The sequence below is a fragment of the Psychrobacter sp. ASPA161_6 genome (genome assembly GCF_051970285.1).
In the GTDB taxonomy this organism is placed as follows: Bacteria; Pseudomonadota; Gammaproteobacteria; order Pseudomonadales; family Moraxellaceae; genus Psychrobacter; species Psychrobacter glaciei.
This window is the reverse complement of the sequence record NZ_JBEFNJ010000001.1, coordinates 1,374,606-1,386,822: the sequence shown is the minus strand read 5'-3', so window position 1 is coordinate 1,386,822 and position 12,217 is coordinate 1,374,606. Positions and strand designations below refer to the sequence as shown.

The 12,217-nt window shown below is 43.6% G+C and carries 23 protein-coding genes; 17 read left to right on the top strand and 6 right to left on the bottom strand.

The window, feature by feature from the left end:
- Positions 1 to 34: 34 nt before the first annotated feature.
- The 4 genes from ACTQ9T_RS05760 to ACTQ9T_RS05745 all read right to left on the bottom strand — a co-directional run bounded on the left by ACTQ9T_RS05760 (position 35) and on the right by ACTQ9T_RS05745 (position 976).
- Positions 35 to 205: a hypothetical protein gene (locus tag ACTQ9T_RS05760; protein WP_440464384.1), complete on the bottom strand. Its 171-nt coding sequence runs from the start codon at positions 203 to 205 to the stop codon at positions 35 to 37.
- Positions 206 to 284: 79 nt separating this feature from the next.
- Positions 285 to 512 carry a hypothetical protein gene (locus ACTQ9T_RS05755; protein WP_440464383.1) on the bottom strand — a complete coding sequence of 76 codons (228 nt, stop codon included), beginning with the start codon at positions 510 to 512 and terminating at the stop codon, positions 285 to 287.
- A complete protein-coding gene (locus ACTQ9T_RS05750; RefSeq protein WP_440464382.1) occupies positions 509 to 766 on the bottom strand; it encodes a hypothetical protein in 258 nt (85 codons plus the stop codon). Before ACTQ9T_RS05750 ends, ACTQ9T_RS05755 begins: the two co-directional genes overlap by 4 nt.
- A 36-nt stretch (positions 767 to 802) precedes the next feature.
- The gene (locus ACTQ9T_RS05745) at positions 803 to 976 is read right to left on the bottom strand and encodes a hypothetical protein (protein ID WP_440464381.1); all 174 of its coding nucleotides are present in this window, start codon (positions 974 to 976) and stop codon (positions 803 to 805) included.
- Positions 977 to 1,331: 355 nt separating this feature from the next.
- Here ACTQ9T_RS05745 and ACTQ9T_RS05740 point away from each other — a divergent pair, with 355 nt between their 5' ends.
- Entirely contained in the window at positions 1,332 to 1,784 is a 453-nt protein-coding gene (locus ACTQ9T_RS05740) for a hypothetical protein (protein ID WP_440464380.1), read from the top strand.
- Here ACTQ9T_RS05740 and ACTQ9T_RS05735 read toward each other — a convergent pair whose 3' ends face one another.
- Both ACTQ9T_RS05735 and ACTQ9T_RS05730 read right to left on the bottom strand, forming a co-directional pair.
- Positions 1,785 to 2,054: a hypothetical protein gene (locus tag ACTQ9T_RS05735; RefSeq protein WP_440464379.1), complete on the bottom strand. Its 270-nt coding sequence runs from the start codon at positions 2,052 to 2,054 to the stop codon at positions 1,785 to 1,787.
- A 130-nt stretch (positions 2,055 to 2,184) separates the two neighbouring features.
- Positions 2,185 to 2,910, bottom strand: a complete 726-nt coding sequence (locus ACTQ9T_RS05730; RefSeq protein WP_440464378.1) for a helix-turn-helix domain-containing protein — start codon at positions 2,908 to 2,910, stop codon at positions 2,185 to 2,187.
- Positions 2,911 to 3,043: 133 nt separating this feature from the next.
- On the opposite strand from ACTQ9T_RS05730, the gene ACTQ9T_RS05725 reads away from it, so the two are divergent.
- From ACTQ9T_RS05725 to ACTQ9T_RS05650, 16 genes are all read left to right on the top strand, one after another.
- Positions 3,044 to 3,289 carry a Cro/CI family transcriptional regulator gene (locus ACTQ9T_RS05725; protein WP_440464377.1) on the top strand — a complete coding sequence of 82 codons (246 nt, stop codon included), beginning with the start codon at positions 3,044 to 3,046 and terminating at the stop codon, positions 3,287 to 3,289.
- Between the two features lie 3 nt (positions 3,290 to 3,292).
- Complete coding sequence (locus tag ACTQ9T_RS05720; RefSeq protein WP_440464376.1) at positions 3,293 to 3,520, top strand: hypothetical protein; 228 nt, start codon at positions 3,293 to 3,295, stop codon at positions 3,518 to 3,520.
- A gap of 44 nt (positions 3,521 to 3,564) precedes the next feature.
- Positions 3,565 to 3,777: a hypothetical protein gene (locus tag ACTQ9T_RS05715; RefSeq protein ID WP_440464375.1), complete on the top strand. Its 213-nt coding sequence runs from the start codon at positions 3,565 to 3,567 to the stop codon at positions 3,775 to 3,777.
- Between the two features lie 7 nt (positions 3,778 to 3,784).
- Positions 3,785 to 4,036 (top strand): hypothetical protein, encoded by a 252-nt coding sequence (locus tag ACTQ9T_RS05710; protein WP_440464374.1) that lies wholly within the window; start codon positions 3,785 to 3,787, stop codon positions 4,034 to 4,036.
- Positions 4,037 to 4,062: 26 nt separating this feature from the next.
- Entirely contained in the window at positions 4,063 to 5,088 is a 1,026-nt protein-coding gene (locus ACTQ9T_RS05705; protein ID WP_440464373.1) for a hypothetical protein, read from the top strand.
- A gap of 78 nt (positions 5,089 to 5,166) precedes the next feature.
- The gene (locus ACTQ9T_RS05700) at positions 5,167 to 6,135 is read left to right on the top strand and encodes a GIY-YIG nuclease family protein (protein WP_440464372.1); all 969 of its coding nucleotides are present in this window, start codon (positions 5,167 to 5,169) and stop codon (positions 6,133 to 6,135) included.
- A 20-nt stretch (positions 6,136 to 6,155) separates the two neighbouring features.
- Positions 6,156 to 7,085 carry a replication protein gene (locus tag ACTQ9T_RS05695; RefSeq protein WP_440464371.1) on the top strand — a complete coding sequence of 310 codons (930 nt, stop codon included), beginning with the start codon at positions 6,156 to 6,158 and terminating at the stop codon, positions 7,083 to 7,085.
- Positions 7,086 to 7,091: 6 nt separating this feature from the next.
- Positions 7,092 to 7,985 (top strand): ATP-binding protein, encoded by an 894-nt coding sequence (locus ACTQ9T_RS05690; protein WP_440464370.1) that lies wholly within the window; start codon positions 7,092 to 7,094, stop codon positions 7,983 to 7,985.
- Positions 7,986 to 8,108: 123 nt separating this feature from the next.
- Complete coding sequence (locus ACTQ9T_RS05685; protein WP_440464369.1) at positions 8,109 to 8,495, top strand: hypothetical protein; 387 nt, start codon at positions 8,109 to 8,111, stop codon at positions 8,493 to 8,495.
- A gap of 3 nt (positions 8,496 to 8,498) precedes the next feature.
- Positions 8,499 to 8,762: a hypothetical protein gene (locus ACTQ9T_RS05680; RefSeq protein WP_440464368.1), complete on the top strand. Its 264-nt coding sequence runs from the start codon at positions 8,499 to 8,501 to the stop codon at positions 8,760 to 8,762.
- Positions 8,763 to 9,030: 268 nt separating this feature from the next.
- Positions 9,031 to 9,357, top strand: coding sequence for a hypothetical protein (locus tag ACTQ9T_RS05675; protein ID WP_440464367.1), 327 nt, complete (start codon positions 9,031 to 9,033; stop codon positions 9,355 to 9,357).
- Positions 9,354 to 9,659: a hypothetical protein gene (locus ACTQ9T_RS05670; protein WP_440464366.1), complete on the top strand. Its 306-nt coding sequence runs from the start codon at positions 9,354 to 9,356 to the stop codon at positions 9,657 to 9,659. Before ACTQ9T_RS05675 ends, ACTQ9T_RS05670 begins: the two co-directional genes overlap by 4 nt.
- Positions 9,660 to 9,679: 20 nt before the next feature.
- Positions 9,680 to 10,150 carry a DUF1064 domain-containing protein gene (locus tag ACTQ9T_RS05665; RefSeq protein WP_440464365.1) on the top strand — a complete coding sequence of 157 codons (471 nt, stop codon included), beginning with the start codon at positions 9,680 to 9,682 and terminating at the stop codon, positions 10,148 to 10,150.
- Positions 10,147 to 10,335 (top strand): hypothetical protein, encoded by a 189-nt coding sequence (locus tag ACTQ9T_RS05660; RefSeq protein ID WP_440464364.1) that lies wholly within the window; start codon positions 10,147 to 10,149, stop codon positions 10,333 to 10,335. The genes ACTQ9T_RS05665 and ACTQ9T_RS05660 overlap by 4 nt, the downstream gene beginning before the upstream one ends.
- A 286-nt stretch (positions 10,336 to 10,621) precedes the next feature.
- Complete coding sequence (locus ACTQ9T_RS05655; protein ID WP_440464363.1) at positions 10,622 to 11,344, top strand: helix-turn-helix transcriptional regulator; 723 nt, start codon at positions 10,622 to 10,624, stop codon at positions 11,342 to 11,344.
- The gene (locus tag ACTQ9T_RS05650) at positions 11,337 to 12,191 is read left to right on the top strand and encodes a hypothetical protein (RefSeq protein ID WP_440464362.1); all 855 of its coding nucleotides are present in this window, start codon (positions 11,337 to 11,339) and stop codon (positions 12,189 to 12,191) included. The genes ACTQ9T_RS05655 and ACTQ9T_RS05650 overlap by 8 nt, the downstream gene beginning before the upstream one ends.
- Positions 12,192 to 12,217: the final 26 nt, after the last annotated feature.

Genomic DNA, 12,217 nt, shown 5'->3' with positions numbered 1-12,217 from the left:
ATTACCCCAGTCAAGGCAAATTGACTGGGTTTTTTTATGCCTGAATTTTGGCAAGGGCAGCAATTAATGAATCAGCATGTTTCGCTGCTGACGCTGCTATCTCAACGCTGTTCACTTGCTTGCCAGCGTTCGCAATGATAAGACCTTGCATTGCTGATGCGGCTAACTGGTCGCGTCTACTTAACTGTTCTGTTTTGGTTCCCAAGATTGGCTCCTTGTTTGATTGGGTTAGTTGTTACGAGATAGACGACTGCGAGCAATCGGCTATGTTGTAATAACTGGGTTTAAAATTTTGGGTCAATCTCAAACGCTCGTAGCGCAACGTATAGACGCTTGGGTATGTTTGTTGTCTTCTGCTTGCCGTTTGACTCGGTGATGAACTGGTAATGGTCAGTACGCTTGGTTGAGCTATTTCCAGTCTCAAAATTCACCTTCTTTTGCACTGATTGGTAATGCTTAATTTTTACGATCATTCCATCGGACAGTTTGTTGATGATGGTTTCTTGGCTCATACATCCTCCTTATACTTCACACCGCAAAAAGGGCAGTAGGTATAAGTCAGGGTCGTTATTTTTGGCGACTTACGGCCTTCAACTGTCAACTTAACGTCTGACTTCAATACCATGCTCATTTCACCTTGATAGCTAATCGGGAACACGATATCTTTAAACGAGGCTGCCAAAACTGGTTTGGTTTGATACGCCTTTTGCTCATTACAGTGAGCCATAATCTTTTTCGGTAATTCATTAATACATTCGCACGCCATGCCTTTATCTCCGTAGTAGTGGTCATAGACCGTTAGTTATTTAGATAGGTGCTCTGGAAATTCTTCGTAAAAGGCTTCTTTGGCGCTTTTACCTTCAAGCAAGAACGGTTCGCACCAAGCTTCTTTATCTTGAATGTTTTCACCATGTGCTGTACCGAGGCGTTTTAGTTCATGCCAGTACATATCAAGGTCTGCCTCATCGTGATCCATATATTCATCCTCATTATTGGTCATAGACCGTTATTAAATGGCTATGGTAAGCAATGCACTTTGCATCACTTACGATAGCCATCCATTCACGCGCCCAACCTGGTCAAACGCGCTTCAAGATGGTTCTATGTATTCAGGTGTTTTTAAATAGTTTTAGCGATTGCTCGCAGGGCGTTTGCCGTTTCGATGTAGTTAATTATAGGTATACCGATATTACAAGTCAAGTTTAATATTGGTAAATAAAGGTAAATTAATAAAAAGATATTTACATACCTTTATTTAGGCACAAAAAAACCGCCAATCAAGGCGGTTAGTTGTTAGAATGATTTGAAATTAATTGTTAAAGGTAAGTGTTATGAGTCAAATTCGTAGTTTTTTAATAGATAGCCTGGCTTACGTCTTGGCCAATCGCAAGCTAGGTCACAGGATCACACACCTCAGTGATGAAATGGTACGCCTAAGAGATACCGAGTTTTCAATAAGTACGATGGTGCTGCCCGGCCCGTGGGATGAAAATGGACCTATGCGCGGTGGTCGCAATATTGAGCTGGCAAGAAAAGCCCTAAAGAAATCAAAAGACCCTAGATACATTAGTAACCCACTATACAGCCCCATGAAGCACGAAAGACCAAATGGGCATTATTTGTTTGATGAGTTAAGAAAATCTGAGCCTGAACAAAGCGGATGGCGATTCCTAAACACAAAAACAATAGTTAGTGTGGATGGGCAGGAGTTTGAGTTACTAGAGTCCGTCCAAGCAATGCCTAATACTGTAGCCAAGGTCAAGGAAGGTAGCAGTGTTGGCTGACTACTTGAGGATATGAACGTCATACAGATTTTCGCAAATAGGTTTAATTAATTTCTTGATATCCTCATCATCCATTATTGTCATAACAGAGTAGGCCAGCATCTCAATATGCTGGCCGCCCTTATCAAAGGATGTGGTAAACCCAGAACACCCTTTTTCTTCGATAGAGGTTATAACAGCCGACAATTTAGTCTTAATTTCTGTTAACTTAATAAAATCAATATCATTTTGATTTTCGTTCATCATACACACAATAAGTCTTTTACTCATTTCAATGTCATTCCTTTTTTTGATTTAATCCCAGTCGGACGCCTCACAATAGACACACCAGCCAGCAGGTAGCGTCTCAACTAGGCTGGCATGTCTGATTAAGTGGCATACCCAAATATAAGCCCAATCATTAGTATTCGACATATTTCCCTATTACCTTGCCAACTAAGTTACATTCGCCCATTGGTAGCATTTTTTGTTCATGCCAGTTCGGGTTGAGAGGGCGCAAGTACATATCTTCCGATGTCTCGCCAAGCACCAGCTGCTTAAAAGTCGCTTCTGTATCATTGTTACACTGAACTATCACAAGATCATTGTTTTTTAGCGCAAACAATCCAGTTTGCGGCTCAACGTAAATAATATCGTCAGGATCAAACTTGGGTAGCATACTCTCACCGCGCACAATCAATGCAAAACCGTTCTTTGATAGGTTTTTCGGTCTTGACACTTTGCCTATAGCGTCGTCAAAAGTAACCGCCTCTACGTTAGACCAGCTGCCAGCCGCTACCCAGCTCAAGATAGGTACTTCATCTGATGTATCTGCCATAGGTGCGTTTACCGTGCCTTTCGGTGCAATACCGCTATCTCTAGTACCGCCACTCTCAATATCTTTTATTTTCTGCATCAACTCGGACGGGCTTGGCTTGGTTAGCATTTCACCATCACCGGTAGCCAACCACACCGGGTCAACCTGGAACAATGTTGCCAGCTCTATTAACTTGGTGGAGCTTTTACTTTCACCTCTTTCTAATTCACTGTAACTAGATTGCTTAAGGCCTTTGATGCGGCTTTCAATTTCTTTTTGAGTGAGGCCGGCGTACTTACGAGCCTTCTTAAGCCTGTCTTTTAGTTCCATAAAACTCTCCAGTTTAAACCTATCCTATTTTATAGGCGTTCCTATACTTGAGCAAACAGGTTTACCGTTATTAATGATTGACTAAATAAAGGTAAGCCTTTATTATTGAGTTAAATAATAAAGGTAGTCAACTATGAACCCACAACCTAAGAAAAAATTTGAGCCAGCAGCTCGGCTAATCAAACACTTTGGCGGGCAAGTTGCTACCGCTAAAGCTTTAAGTGTTGAGCAAGGAACCGTAAGCGGCTGGCTAAATTGCGTTCACGGTGTTAGCGGCTTAAACGCCATGCGAGCAGAAATACTTACTAATGGCGCGATTAAGGCGGATGAATTGTGTCCGGAGCTAGCGCAAATCAACAAACAACCAGAGGAGGTGTAACCCATGTCTAACCATCACCAAGACCGAAAGCTGGTCAAAGAACCTAAGTCAATACGATTCGATTCTTATCAAGAGCAATTCATCGCAGCAGCCGCCAACTGGCAGGGTTCAAGATTTAGCGAGATGGTTCGAGAGCTTTGCGAAGAGGCTATCGACGCTCGCCTAAATGCAATGCGTAGCTCAAAACAATCGCGTCATGAGTCTCATGATATCGATACGGACGTCATCTAAACAGATTACGTTTTAATTTTTTAAACGTAACAAAGGTAGTGCGTATGTCTAATGATTTTAAAGAAGATGATCTTGGCGAAGAAAACCTGAAAAATCTTGATTTGATTGCTGACTTTTATGGCTATAGCAGTCGAGAAGAAGCGATAAAACATTTAATTAATGAGCAGGTTAACAAGGGAATGGGGGTCATGACGGGCGGCGCAAAACTACGCCAAAGTCTTGGCCTTCAAAACGTAGTACGAAAAGATGATAAGTGAGAATGTTGTGAAATCAACCGATAAAAAGCTATTCCCCTGCGAGCAGTTCAGCGCAAAACTTGCCAGCGAGCACTTAGAGCGCGAACAGAAGCATGAGCGCAAAGCAAGGCTGGCACGTCAGACCATTGATGAATGCGAGCAGGAAAAGAGAGACAAGGAAGCTGACCAAGCGGCATTTTGGAAAGTTGCTTATGTCTTATTCCACGTCGCATTGATTGCGCTTGTCATTTACACGTTAATAAATTTTTGGGGAAAGTGATGTTAAGAGAGCAAGTTTTTAGCGATATGAGTAACTATCCGAAAGTGAGCGAGACATCAACACCGATTGACAATGTTCAGTGGTTCGCAGAAAAAATCGGTATCACAAACTTAGATGATCTAGGCGCGAAAGTTCGCACGATTATCAATGATGTGAACGAGTCTGAGCTGGCAAGACAAAAGGCGAAGAAGGTGCGAGAAGCAGCGGCTCAAGATGCGTTCCTTGATGCCATGTTTAATCTCGATAGCGGCACAGCAGTGTTACGCCAAAAGAAAGACCGCACCGCAACAGCTCAAAAGGTAGCTAAGACAGCTAAAAAATTAGCTAAACCAGCTAAGAAAATAGCCAGAGTCATTACGGTTAAGCAAGAGCCAACATTACAACAGATGGCTAAGGTAAGACGTGATGCGGTCATCGCTGATTTGAACGCTGGCAAGATGATAAAGGTGTTGCCCAGGTCTAAAAAAGCCAGTGGGCAAAAAGAGTATCAGAAACAGCGCGCTGATTTAATTTACATCAAAAGAAATACAAACATGACGTTGATTCGCCTGAGTCGTGTTGGTACCAAAGATTCATTTTTTATGATCGATAACTTTGAGCGTCACGAGGCAGTCAAGCTAACAGGTAATTTGGTTGGGCCAGACCGTGAGCCGCTTATCAAGGCACTACGCAGTGGCAAGGTTTTTGAGGTATCAAACGTCACTAAAGGTAAAAAAGCTGTGGCAGCAAGCGTGACTCAGTTGGCCAGTCGTCACGGTATGGATATCTTTGCAGTCATTAGCAGTGGTCGTGACTTGATTGGTTGGATTATGCCAAACGATGCAACCAAAGACACGGCACCAGTCAAAAGCAATCAAGAGTCAGACATTGACGACTTGGGCGATATGTTAGATGCGATGGATTACCTCAGAGTCGAAAAAGAAGTGGCGGCTCGCATGCCAACTTCTACGCCTGACGAAATATTGGAAGCTGCTTATCGTGAGTTCAAACGTGTGGCCAAAGATGCTGGTTCGACTGTCAGTGAAGTGTTGGCAGTAAAAGACGGGCAATAAAAAACGCTCATCAATGGGAGTTGATGAGCGCCTCTCAATATCTAAACAAATTCTAACCTAGAAACTGGAGTATATCACATGAGTATTTTAACTGGCAACAACAAGCAAGTTGACGACATAAAAGACCACGAAGATATGGTGTTTCCCGATATGTCTGTTGCAGTCATTTTTATGATGCATAAATACTTAACTGTATTTAATTACACAATAGACTTACCCACCAAAAGTGATGCTGTCTTTAGCTTAGCTGACCCTGATGGAGACTTCAAAGCAGAGTTACTTGCCAACGGCAAGGTAATAGAGTTTGGTCTTGAATTGGAACTTGGCGTCATGTACGAGAAGCACCTAACTAAGAAGAAAGTAATAGATTTTTACGCTCAATCCGCCGCAATGGTAGCAAGAGATCAAGAAGGTAAAACCCTAGATCGGTCGGTTGACATGTTCGAGCCAAAGACGTTCGAATCATACGATGATGCTTACTTTATCCTGAAGTGTTATTACCATGATTTGTCAGGCTTTCAAGTAGTCATCCCCGATTGTATCAAAGACGGTGTGCTTATAACGCTAAGTAAGGACGACTTAGTGGTAGAGCTGATAGATGGTTGGCAGATTGTAGAGAATGGTGAGGTTTTAACTAATAAGTGTTTTATTGAGATTATTGAGCTAGAGGAAATAATAAAGGCAAAAAGCCCAAAAAGACTAGGTGTATCAATGGGGTTTTTTGAAACGATGATGTATTGGGACTTAAGGCATCAAACTGAAATCACTATCTCCAAGCGTAAAAAAGCTCAGATGATTAAAACCTACCTAGTGCACAACCCAAATAGCAACCTATACAAGATAGGCAAGTCTATAAACCCTGAAAAGAGAGTTGTCGATATACAGGGTATGGCAGGAAATCCATTAAAGCTCTTGTATGTCATACACAGTGATGTAGAGCGCGAACTACATACGAAGTTTGCTACGCAATGTCATTACAGCGAGTGGTTCACCGATGAAGGCGGCTCTATACAGGCGTACTTTAGGCTAAATGGGGTGGCGCAATGAACACAAATAAGAGATACGCAATGAATGAAACAGGCTTTACGCAGGTAGATAACAAGATATTTGACGCACAGTCGTTTATAACTCCTATTGCTTTTGGTGTGCTTATGCGGATGGTCAGAATGATCGTAGGTTATGGGAATGATGATACAGCCTTGTCCAATACCTTTTTGCAAAAAATGTGCAACATGAGCAAAAACACAGTGTCAAAAGCGGTAGGTGAATTGGTTGAATTTGGTTTTTTAAACCAAGATGCCCAGCAAAGAAAGACTGCTATTTACACTTTAAATTATGAAAATATTGCTGCTTTTGATGCCAAAAAACATGGTCAGAATTTAGCATCCCAAAATCTAGCATCCCAAAATATGACCATTAGATTCCCAAAATATGACCCAGTTGTGTCCCAAAATATGGGAAGTATTAAAGAAAACATAAATAAAACTTCTTTAAATAAAACTATAGAGACTGGTGAAGTTAAAAAAACCGACGTTAAAAAACTATCACCAGCAAAACAAGAACGCGAACTATTGGTCAATTCTCTTTTTGATAAATGGATCGAATTGTCTGGTCAAAAAATCAAACCATCCAAAAAACGCCTTAGCCACATCAATGCACGATTGGATGATGACTTCACAGAACAACAAATCATAGATGCCATGACTTACGTTGCTACTGACATCTGGCATGTTGCCAATGGCCAAAACCTAATTGAGATTGCTATTCGGTCAACCGAGCAGCTAGAAAAGAAATTAATTAAGGTGGCATCGCAGCAAACTCAGTCACCAGCCAGCAGAACACGCAGCACGCCAGATCCTCTTGCAGTCAACGCAAAGTATGACGTACCTACCGAAATGACCGACGAAGAGAAGCGTGCATGGTTCGCAGGCGGCACAGACAGCACTATGCCAAGCGATACCACTTCAGACAACGATAACAGCCACTACTACGGGTAAATCATCATGAATACAGCATACGAAAACGCCTCACTCAGAAATCCTAAGCCTGAATTGCTTGATCCTACGCATACGGCAGGTCGCAATAACGCGCTAGATAACATCATGAGCCGCATGCCATCGTTCAACACCGTGTCAGTGACAACAGATTGCCCTATGCATGGCAAGCAGCGCTGGCAAGTCACAGAAGCGGTTGCCAAAACTGGTAACGTGCAGTGCCAAAAGTGCCAGTGGGAGCGTGACGCGCAGCAAGCCAAGCTTGAAGAGCTAAAAGGCGGCATGCTTGCCAGCCTAGACATACCAAGCGAGCACATTAACGCTGATTTTAGCCAGTGGTCAGTTGGCGGTGACGACGAGACACGCGCACGAGTCGCTAAGATCATCAATTTTGCTAAGCATTATGCAGCGAACTACAGCAAAGGCCACGCCAATATCTTGCTAACAGGCAATACAGGCACAGGTAAAACGAAGCTGGCGTGTTTACTTGCAAATGAGATTGTACGTCAGCGCTACTACGCACAGATGACCGTTTCATTTAAGCGTTCAGGTCAGATTCAGCAAGAGATAAAAGCCACTTGGGATAAGACTAGCCGTGACAGCGCAGCGACTTACATTGAGCGTCTGAGTCGTTCTACCGCTTTGATAATTGATGAAGTAGGCGAGGGTGATACGTCAGCGGTCGATAAGTGGGCTGATAAAGACCGTGAGCAGCTGTCTGCAATCATCGATAGACGTTATCAGCTACGCCTGCCAACGATTATCACCACTAACATGACCGCAAACGAGTTTTACGACCACATGGGCGATAGAGCATCGGACCGCCTGAAGCAGAACATTGTGCAAATTCCTTGTGTGTGGCCAAGCTATCGAATATTGACTGGTCGAGTGGTGACGCTATGAAAATCACAATAGGCAGTCTATGGATCAACGCTGGTACAGCTACGATCAGTACAACGGATGTTGCGAGGGTTATATCAGCCCGGAAGTGCTGGCAGGTTATACGGAATTAGAGGGTGAGGCGGCATGAAAGCAATAATACTAAATGATGCTGAAAAAGTAGGAGTCATCACCGGCAGAGTAACTCAAGCCAGGATGCCGATACCGCCTGATAACTACCCTAGAAGTGGATTGTGGCATCCATCACTGAAGATTGATAGCAGGGTAGGCATTGGTACTGGTTTAAATGTAAAAGTAACTGGCATTAGGATTGAGCGCATACAGGATGTAAACGAGCAGGACGCTAGGGCTTGCGGATACCCTAAGCGTAAGGGCAGCAAAAGCGACCAGTCTCAGTTAAGCCTTGTCGAGGATGTTTGTTATTTTGATGATATGTGGGACGAAAAGTACGGCCTAGGTGCGTATAAAAATAATGATTGGGTTTGGGTTATTGATTTTAAGAAGTGGGGTTAGGGTATGAGCAAACTAGACCGCTACTTTATCGCCTTCGTTCGCATTGACATGCCGTGGTGCAGTAGCTCTAAAGCGTGGGAGCCGGTATCTAACGAGATCGTCTTATTCGAGCAGCCCGACATGCCAGCCTATGACGATATTGTCAGCGCAGTCAAGCTGGCGTGTCCACTAGCAGTAGGCGTCGTGCTTAATAATTTGCATGAGCTCAGCCATACGGATTTTTTAAGTTTTATAAACGGTAGTAAAGATTGGGAGGTTGGGGTGTGAGAACAGACAGTTGGTTTTGGCTTAGCATAATTCTAGTTCTAGGGGTTCTTGCTATAGCGATAGGGTTCGGCATAGGCAAGCAATCGGTAGCGAATGAGTGCAAGCACTTCGGCATGTTTTATAGCAGCCCATCAAGTACGACTTACTCATGCCAGCGAGTAGGCGCGGATGATGTGGTGGTTACGGACTTTAGGGAGAAGGGCAAGTGATTATCATTGAGACAACAAAAGCTATTTTACCGAGAGTCAAACGATTTAAAAGCCAGAGCGTGACAGGTGGCGCTAATAACTACCTTTGCTTTGCCATGTTTGGTGTGCAGCTAACGGTAGTGCGTGATGCCAAGGCATTCCGTGATGCGGTGCGACGTTATGCACAAGATGATTGGTCAGAGCACAAGCAGGTACGTATAGAGAAAAAGAAAGCGCGTAGCAAGGCAAGAGCGCAAGAACGAGGATGGGTCGCTGAGGACTTGGAGGGATTGCAAAAACTCTACGAAGAAGAACGAGCCGCAAGATTTGCAGCTGACTACCGAGCAAGCGAGTATTGCAAGACTGTTGAGGCGATGAAAATAACGCTTAGAGAGTTACAAAAGTGAAAAAAGACCCAGCCGACTACACCAAAGGCGAGACCGAGTACGCAGCACGTAAGCAAGCGGTCAAGGATGGCAAACCGAACGCTTACACGTACTTCAAGAACATAGCGGTGACGCTGGCAGGTGATTTAGTGATCGGCTTATCGTTTAGTAATGACTATCAGCGTTACTCATGTAGCGCTATCGAGATTGACGGAGTTCGGTTTAATGATCCTTGTCGGTGGTCGAAAGACGGTAAAGCGCTAGACGACGATTTAAGTGACTTGAATGTTAGTTCGGTACATACGTCAGTCAGGACGATATAAACAGCTAGGAGGGTGTGAAATTGGCACGTAAAACAGCGATTAGATGGTCGAACATCACTGAAGGCAAAGCAGGTCAGGCAAACGCTGCAAAAATAGCGAGATTGTGGCCCACAAAAGGCGCTAAAAAATCTAAGCATAATAATATTCCAGTCGTTATCGACGGCATAAGATTTGATAGCACGGGTGAAGGGGATCGCTACTGTCACTTAAAGCGATTTGAGAGGCAGGGACGGATTAGAGACATACGTTTGCAAGTACCGTTTGAGCTGACACCAACCATGCGCGATGAGGCTGGCAAGATCACTCATAACGCCATGAATTATATCGCTGACTTTGTGTACTTCAACATTGAAAAGGATTGCGAGGTGGTAGAGGATTTTAAGGGCAGGCGCACTAGAACTTATATCGATAAATCAAAACAAATGGCCCACAAGTACGGAATTATCATTTACGAAACGACGGTTAAAAATAATAAGGAATTTGTTTTATGAGTGACGAACTAAAAGCGTTAATCGAAGCTGCTAGATCGGTTAGGCGCTCTCTTTACGAGCACAAAGAGAGTGAGGATTGCGGCGAGATTTATTATGCCGATGCGATGAGTGGTTCTATTGAGGGTTTGGTAAGTGCATTGAATAACTACCAAATCACCAAAGCGTGTAGCGAGGTAAGCGAGTGAGCGATATCAAGTGCTGTGAATCATGTGGCAAGGAGTTAACTAAAAATCAGTTGGATGAAAATTATCTACTTAATCTTCCAATGCTATTTTGCCCTAGATGCTATCAGGCAAAAGATTTAATACTCAATGATCCTAAAAATAATAACGGTTAGGAAATAAAAAACACCCATGTTGGACGCATGAGTGTTTTGGATATTACATAAGTGTTTGATCTGAGCAACGATAACGAGTTGATTATATCTGCATTGCATAGCGGCTGCAATGTTCATTATCTCAGGGATGCACTATGGCTAAGCGACTAGGATTTACCAAGCGCGATTTAAAAAGTATCAATGTAACTATCGGTCTAAACTTGGCGGCGGCAAGGCGTAACGCTGGCATGAGTCAAACGGAAGTTATGCAAGCGGTATGGGGTGTGTCGAACAATCGCAATCGCATCAGCGAGATTGAGAACGGCAAGCATAATCTATCGTTCGCTGATCTTCTTATCTTTCAAGATTTATACGGGCAATCGCTTGATTATATTTGCGGCCTATCGTGTGAGCCTGAAATGGATATGCTGGCAGGTACGGTCAATCATGTGGTTAATCAATCGCAAGCGCTCGTTCAGATGCTAACGACTGAGCTTGCCAGCGTCATGGTTACTCATGTCAAATCTATCTGTAAAAACGATCATGAAGCATTACTTGCCAGCGCAAAACGACTTTGCCAGACTGCTAAGACTGATAGCGCTAATACGGTAGTAGGTAGCCCTACTTATCAGGCGATAGGCGATGTTATGCAGGTTATTAGAGATATCGAGGTTAAGCAGGCAAGACAGGTACAAGCCGTTGATATGCAGATGGCACAGATAGCAGAGCGCGTCGATAAAGAGGATCGACATAGGTTGCTTGCGGATCGTGATAAGCATTACCAGTACAGCATACCGCTAGCCAAGCCCAAGACCTTGAACGACGATGTTTTTGTTGCCAGCCCTGACGACGTGTTCGTGGGGGTGACTTGTGGCTAGTCAACCATCGGATGACGTATGGGATGCTATAAAGCTTCTTTGGGAAAACACGCCTGAGATCACTTACGATGAAATACGAGATTATTTAACGCCGACTTACGGCGATGAGGTGCCTAAGTCTAACGGCTCTATGAGTAAGCGAAAATCCAAAGAGAAATGGGTTAAAAGAAATCCGCTTAAATTGCCAAAAAAAGAGGAAATAAAGGGAAATAAGCAGGCAAAAAGCAAGGGAAATTCGCCCAAAAAGGGAAATCCACCTAGCAAGGAAATCACCAACATTTCTCGTAAAACAAATAAAGCACAAAAACGGGAAATATCACCCGCTCAGGAAATGTTAAATGGGAAATTAGAGGAAATAACCGACAATGTGGTCATGAGCGCAAAAGAGCGCGCCACTATCATCGTAAAACACCGAAAAAGATGGAGAACACAAGGCGATATTCAGGATAATTTAACCTCGCTTGCGCTAAGCTTGCTTGATGACTTGGAAGATATAGATGCTGATCCTGAAACCATCCAGAAAAAAATAGCCGTGATAAACATCTTAGCTAATACGCTGGATGTATCGACAAGATCCGCTAAGATAATCTCCGAGGTTGAATTACCCCTATGCGGTATCACCCCAGAGGACTTTAGCCAGTCCGATCAAGAACGTCGCTTAGGAGCGCTTGAGGCATTGGGCGATATTAACGCGGAAGAGGAAGCGGCGCGGACAAGATTGAAAGCTGAGCTTGATGATAGGCTTGAATGGATTAAAGAGACAGCCAACAGCGGCGACTTTGGGCGAACGCCTGAGCCTGATAATGATGATGTCGAAGATATTGATTATACGGCGGTCGATGACTAAGGAACACTAAGGCAGCCAAATGCTGG

Bases quoted from the DNA above. Each gene is read 5' to 3' on its own strand.
- ACTQ9T_RS05695 (WP_440464371.1), top strand. From the start codon at position 6,156: ATGAATGAAACAGGCTTTACGCAGGTAGATAACAAGATATTTGACGCA.
- ACTQ9T_RS05745 (WP_440464381.1), bottom strand. From the start codon at position 976: ATGGATCACGATGAGGCAGACCTTGATATGTACTGGCATGAACTAAAA.
- ACTQ9T_RS05660 (WP_440464364.1), top strand. From the start codon at position 10,147: ATGAGTGACGAACTAAAAGCGTTAATCGAAGCTGCTAGATCGGTTAGG.
- ACTQ9T_RS05735 (WP_440464379.1), bottom strand. From the start codon at position 2,054: ATGAGTAAAAGACTTATTGTGTGTATGATGAACGAAAATCAAAATGAT.
- ACTQ9T_RS05740 (WP_440464380.1), top strand. From the start codon at position 1,332: ATGAGTCAAATTCGTAGTTTTTTAATAGATAGCCTGGCTTACGTCTTG.
- ACTQ9T_RS05700 (WP_440464372.1), top strand. From the start codon at position 5,167: ATGAGTATTTTAACTGGCAACAACAAGCAAGTTGACGACATAAAAGAC.
- ACTQ9T_RS05715 (WP_440464375.1), top strand. From the start codon at position 3,565: ATGTCTAATGATTTTAAAGAAGATGATCTTGGCGAAGAAAACCTGAAA.
- ACTQ9T_RS05725 (WP_440464377.1), top strand. From the start codon at position 3,044: ATGAACCCACAACCTAAGAAAAAATTTGAGCCAGCAGCTCGGCTAATC.
- ACTQ9T_RS05730 (WP_440464378.1), bottom strand. From the start codon at position 2,910: ATGGAACTAAAAGACAGGCTTAAGAAGGCTCGTAAGTACGCCGGCCTC.
- ACTQ9T_RS05690 (WP_440464370.1), top strand. From the start codon at position 7,092: ATGAATACAGCATACGAAAACGCCTCACTCAGAAATCCTAAGCCTGAA.
- ACTQ9T_RS05720 (WP_440464376.1), top strand. From the start codon at position 3,293: ATGTCTAACCATCACCAAGACCGAAAGCTGGTCAAAGAACCTAAGTCA.
- ACTQ9T_RS05750 (WP_440464382.1), bottom strand. From the start codon at position 766: ATGGCGTGCGAATGTATTAATGAATTACCGAAAAAGATTATGGCTCAC.
- ACTQ9T_RS05755 (WP_440464383.1), bottom strand. From the start codon at position 512: ATGAGCCAAGAAACCATCATCAACAAACTGTCCGATGGAATGATCGTA.
- ACTQ9T_RS05680 (WP_440464368.1), top strand. From the start codon at position 8,499: ATGAGCAAACTAGACCGCTACTTTATCGCCTTCGTTCGCATTGACATG.
- ACTQ9T_RS05685 (WP_440464369.1), top strand. From the start codon at position 8,109: ATGAAAGCAATAATACTAAATGATGCTGAAAAAGTAGGAGTCATCACC.
- ACTQ9T_RS05705 (WP_440464373.1), top strand. From the start codon at position 4,063: ATGAGTAACTATCCGAAAGTGAGCGAGACATCAACACCGATTGACAAT.
- ACTQ9T_RS05655 (WP_440464363.1), top strand. From the start codon at position 10,622: ATGGCTAAGCGACTAGGATTTACCAAGCGCGATTTAAAAAGTATCAAT.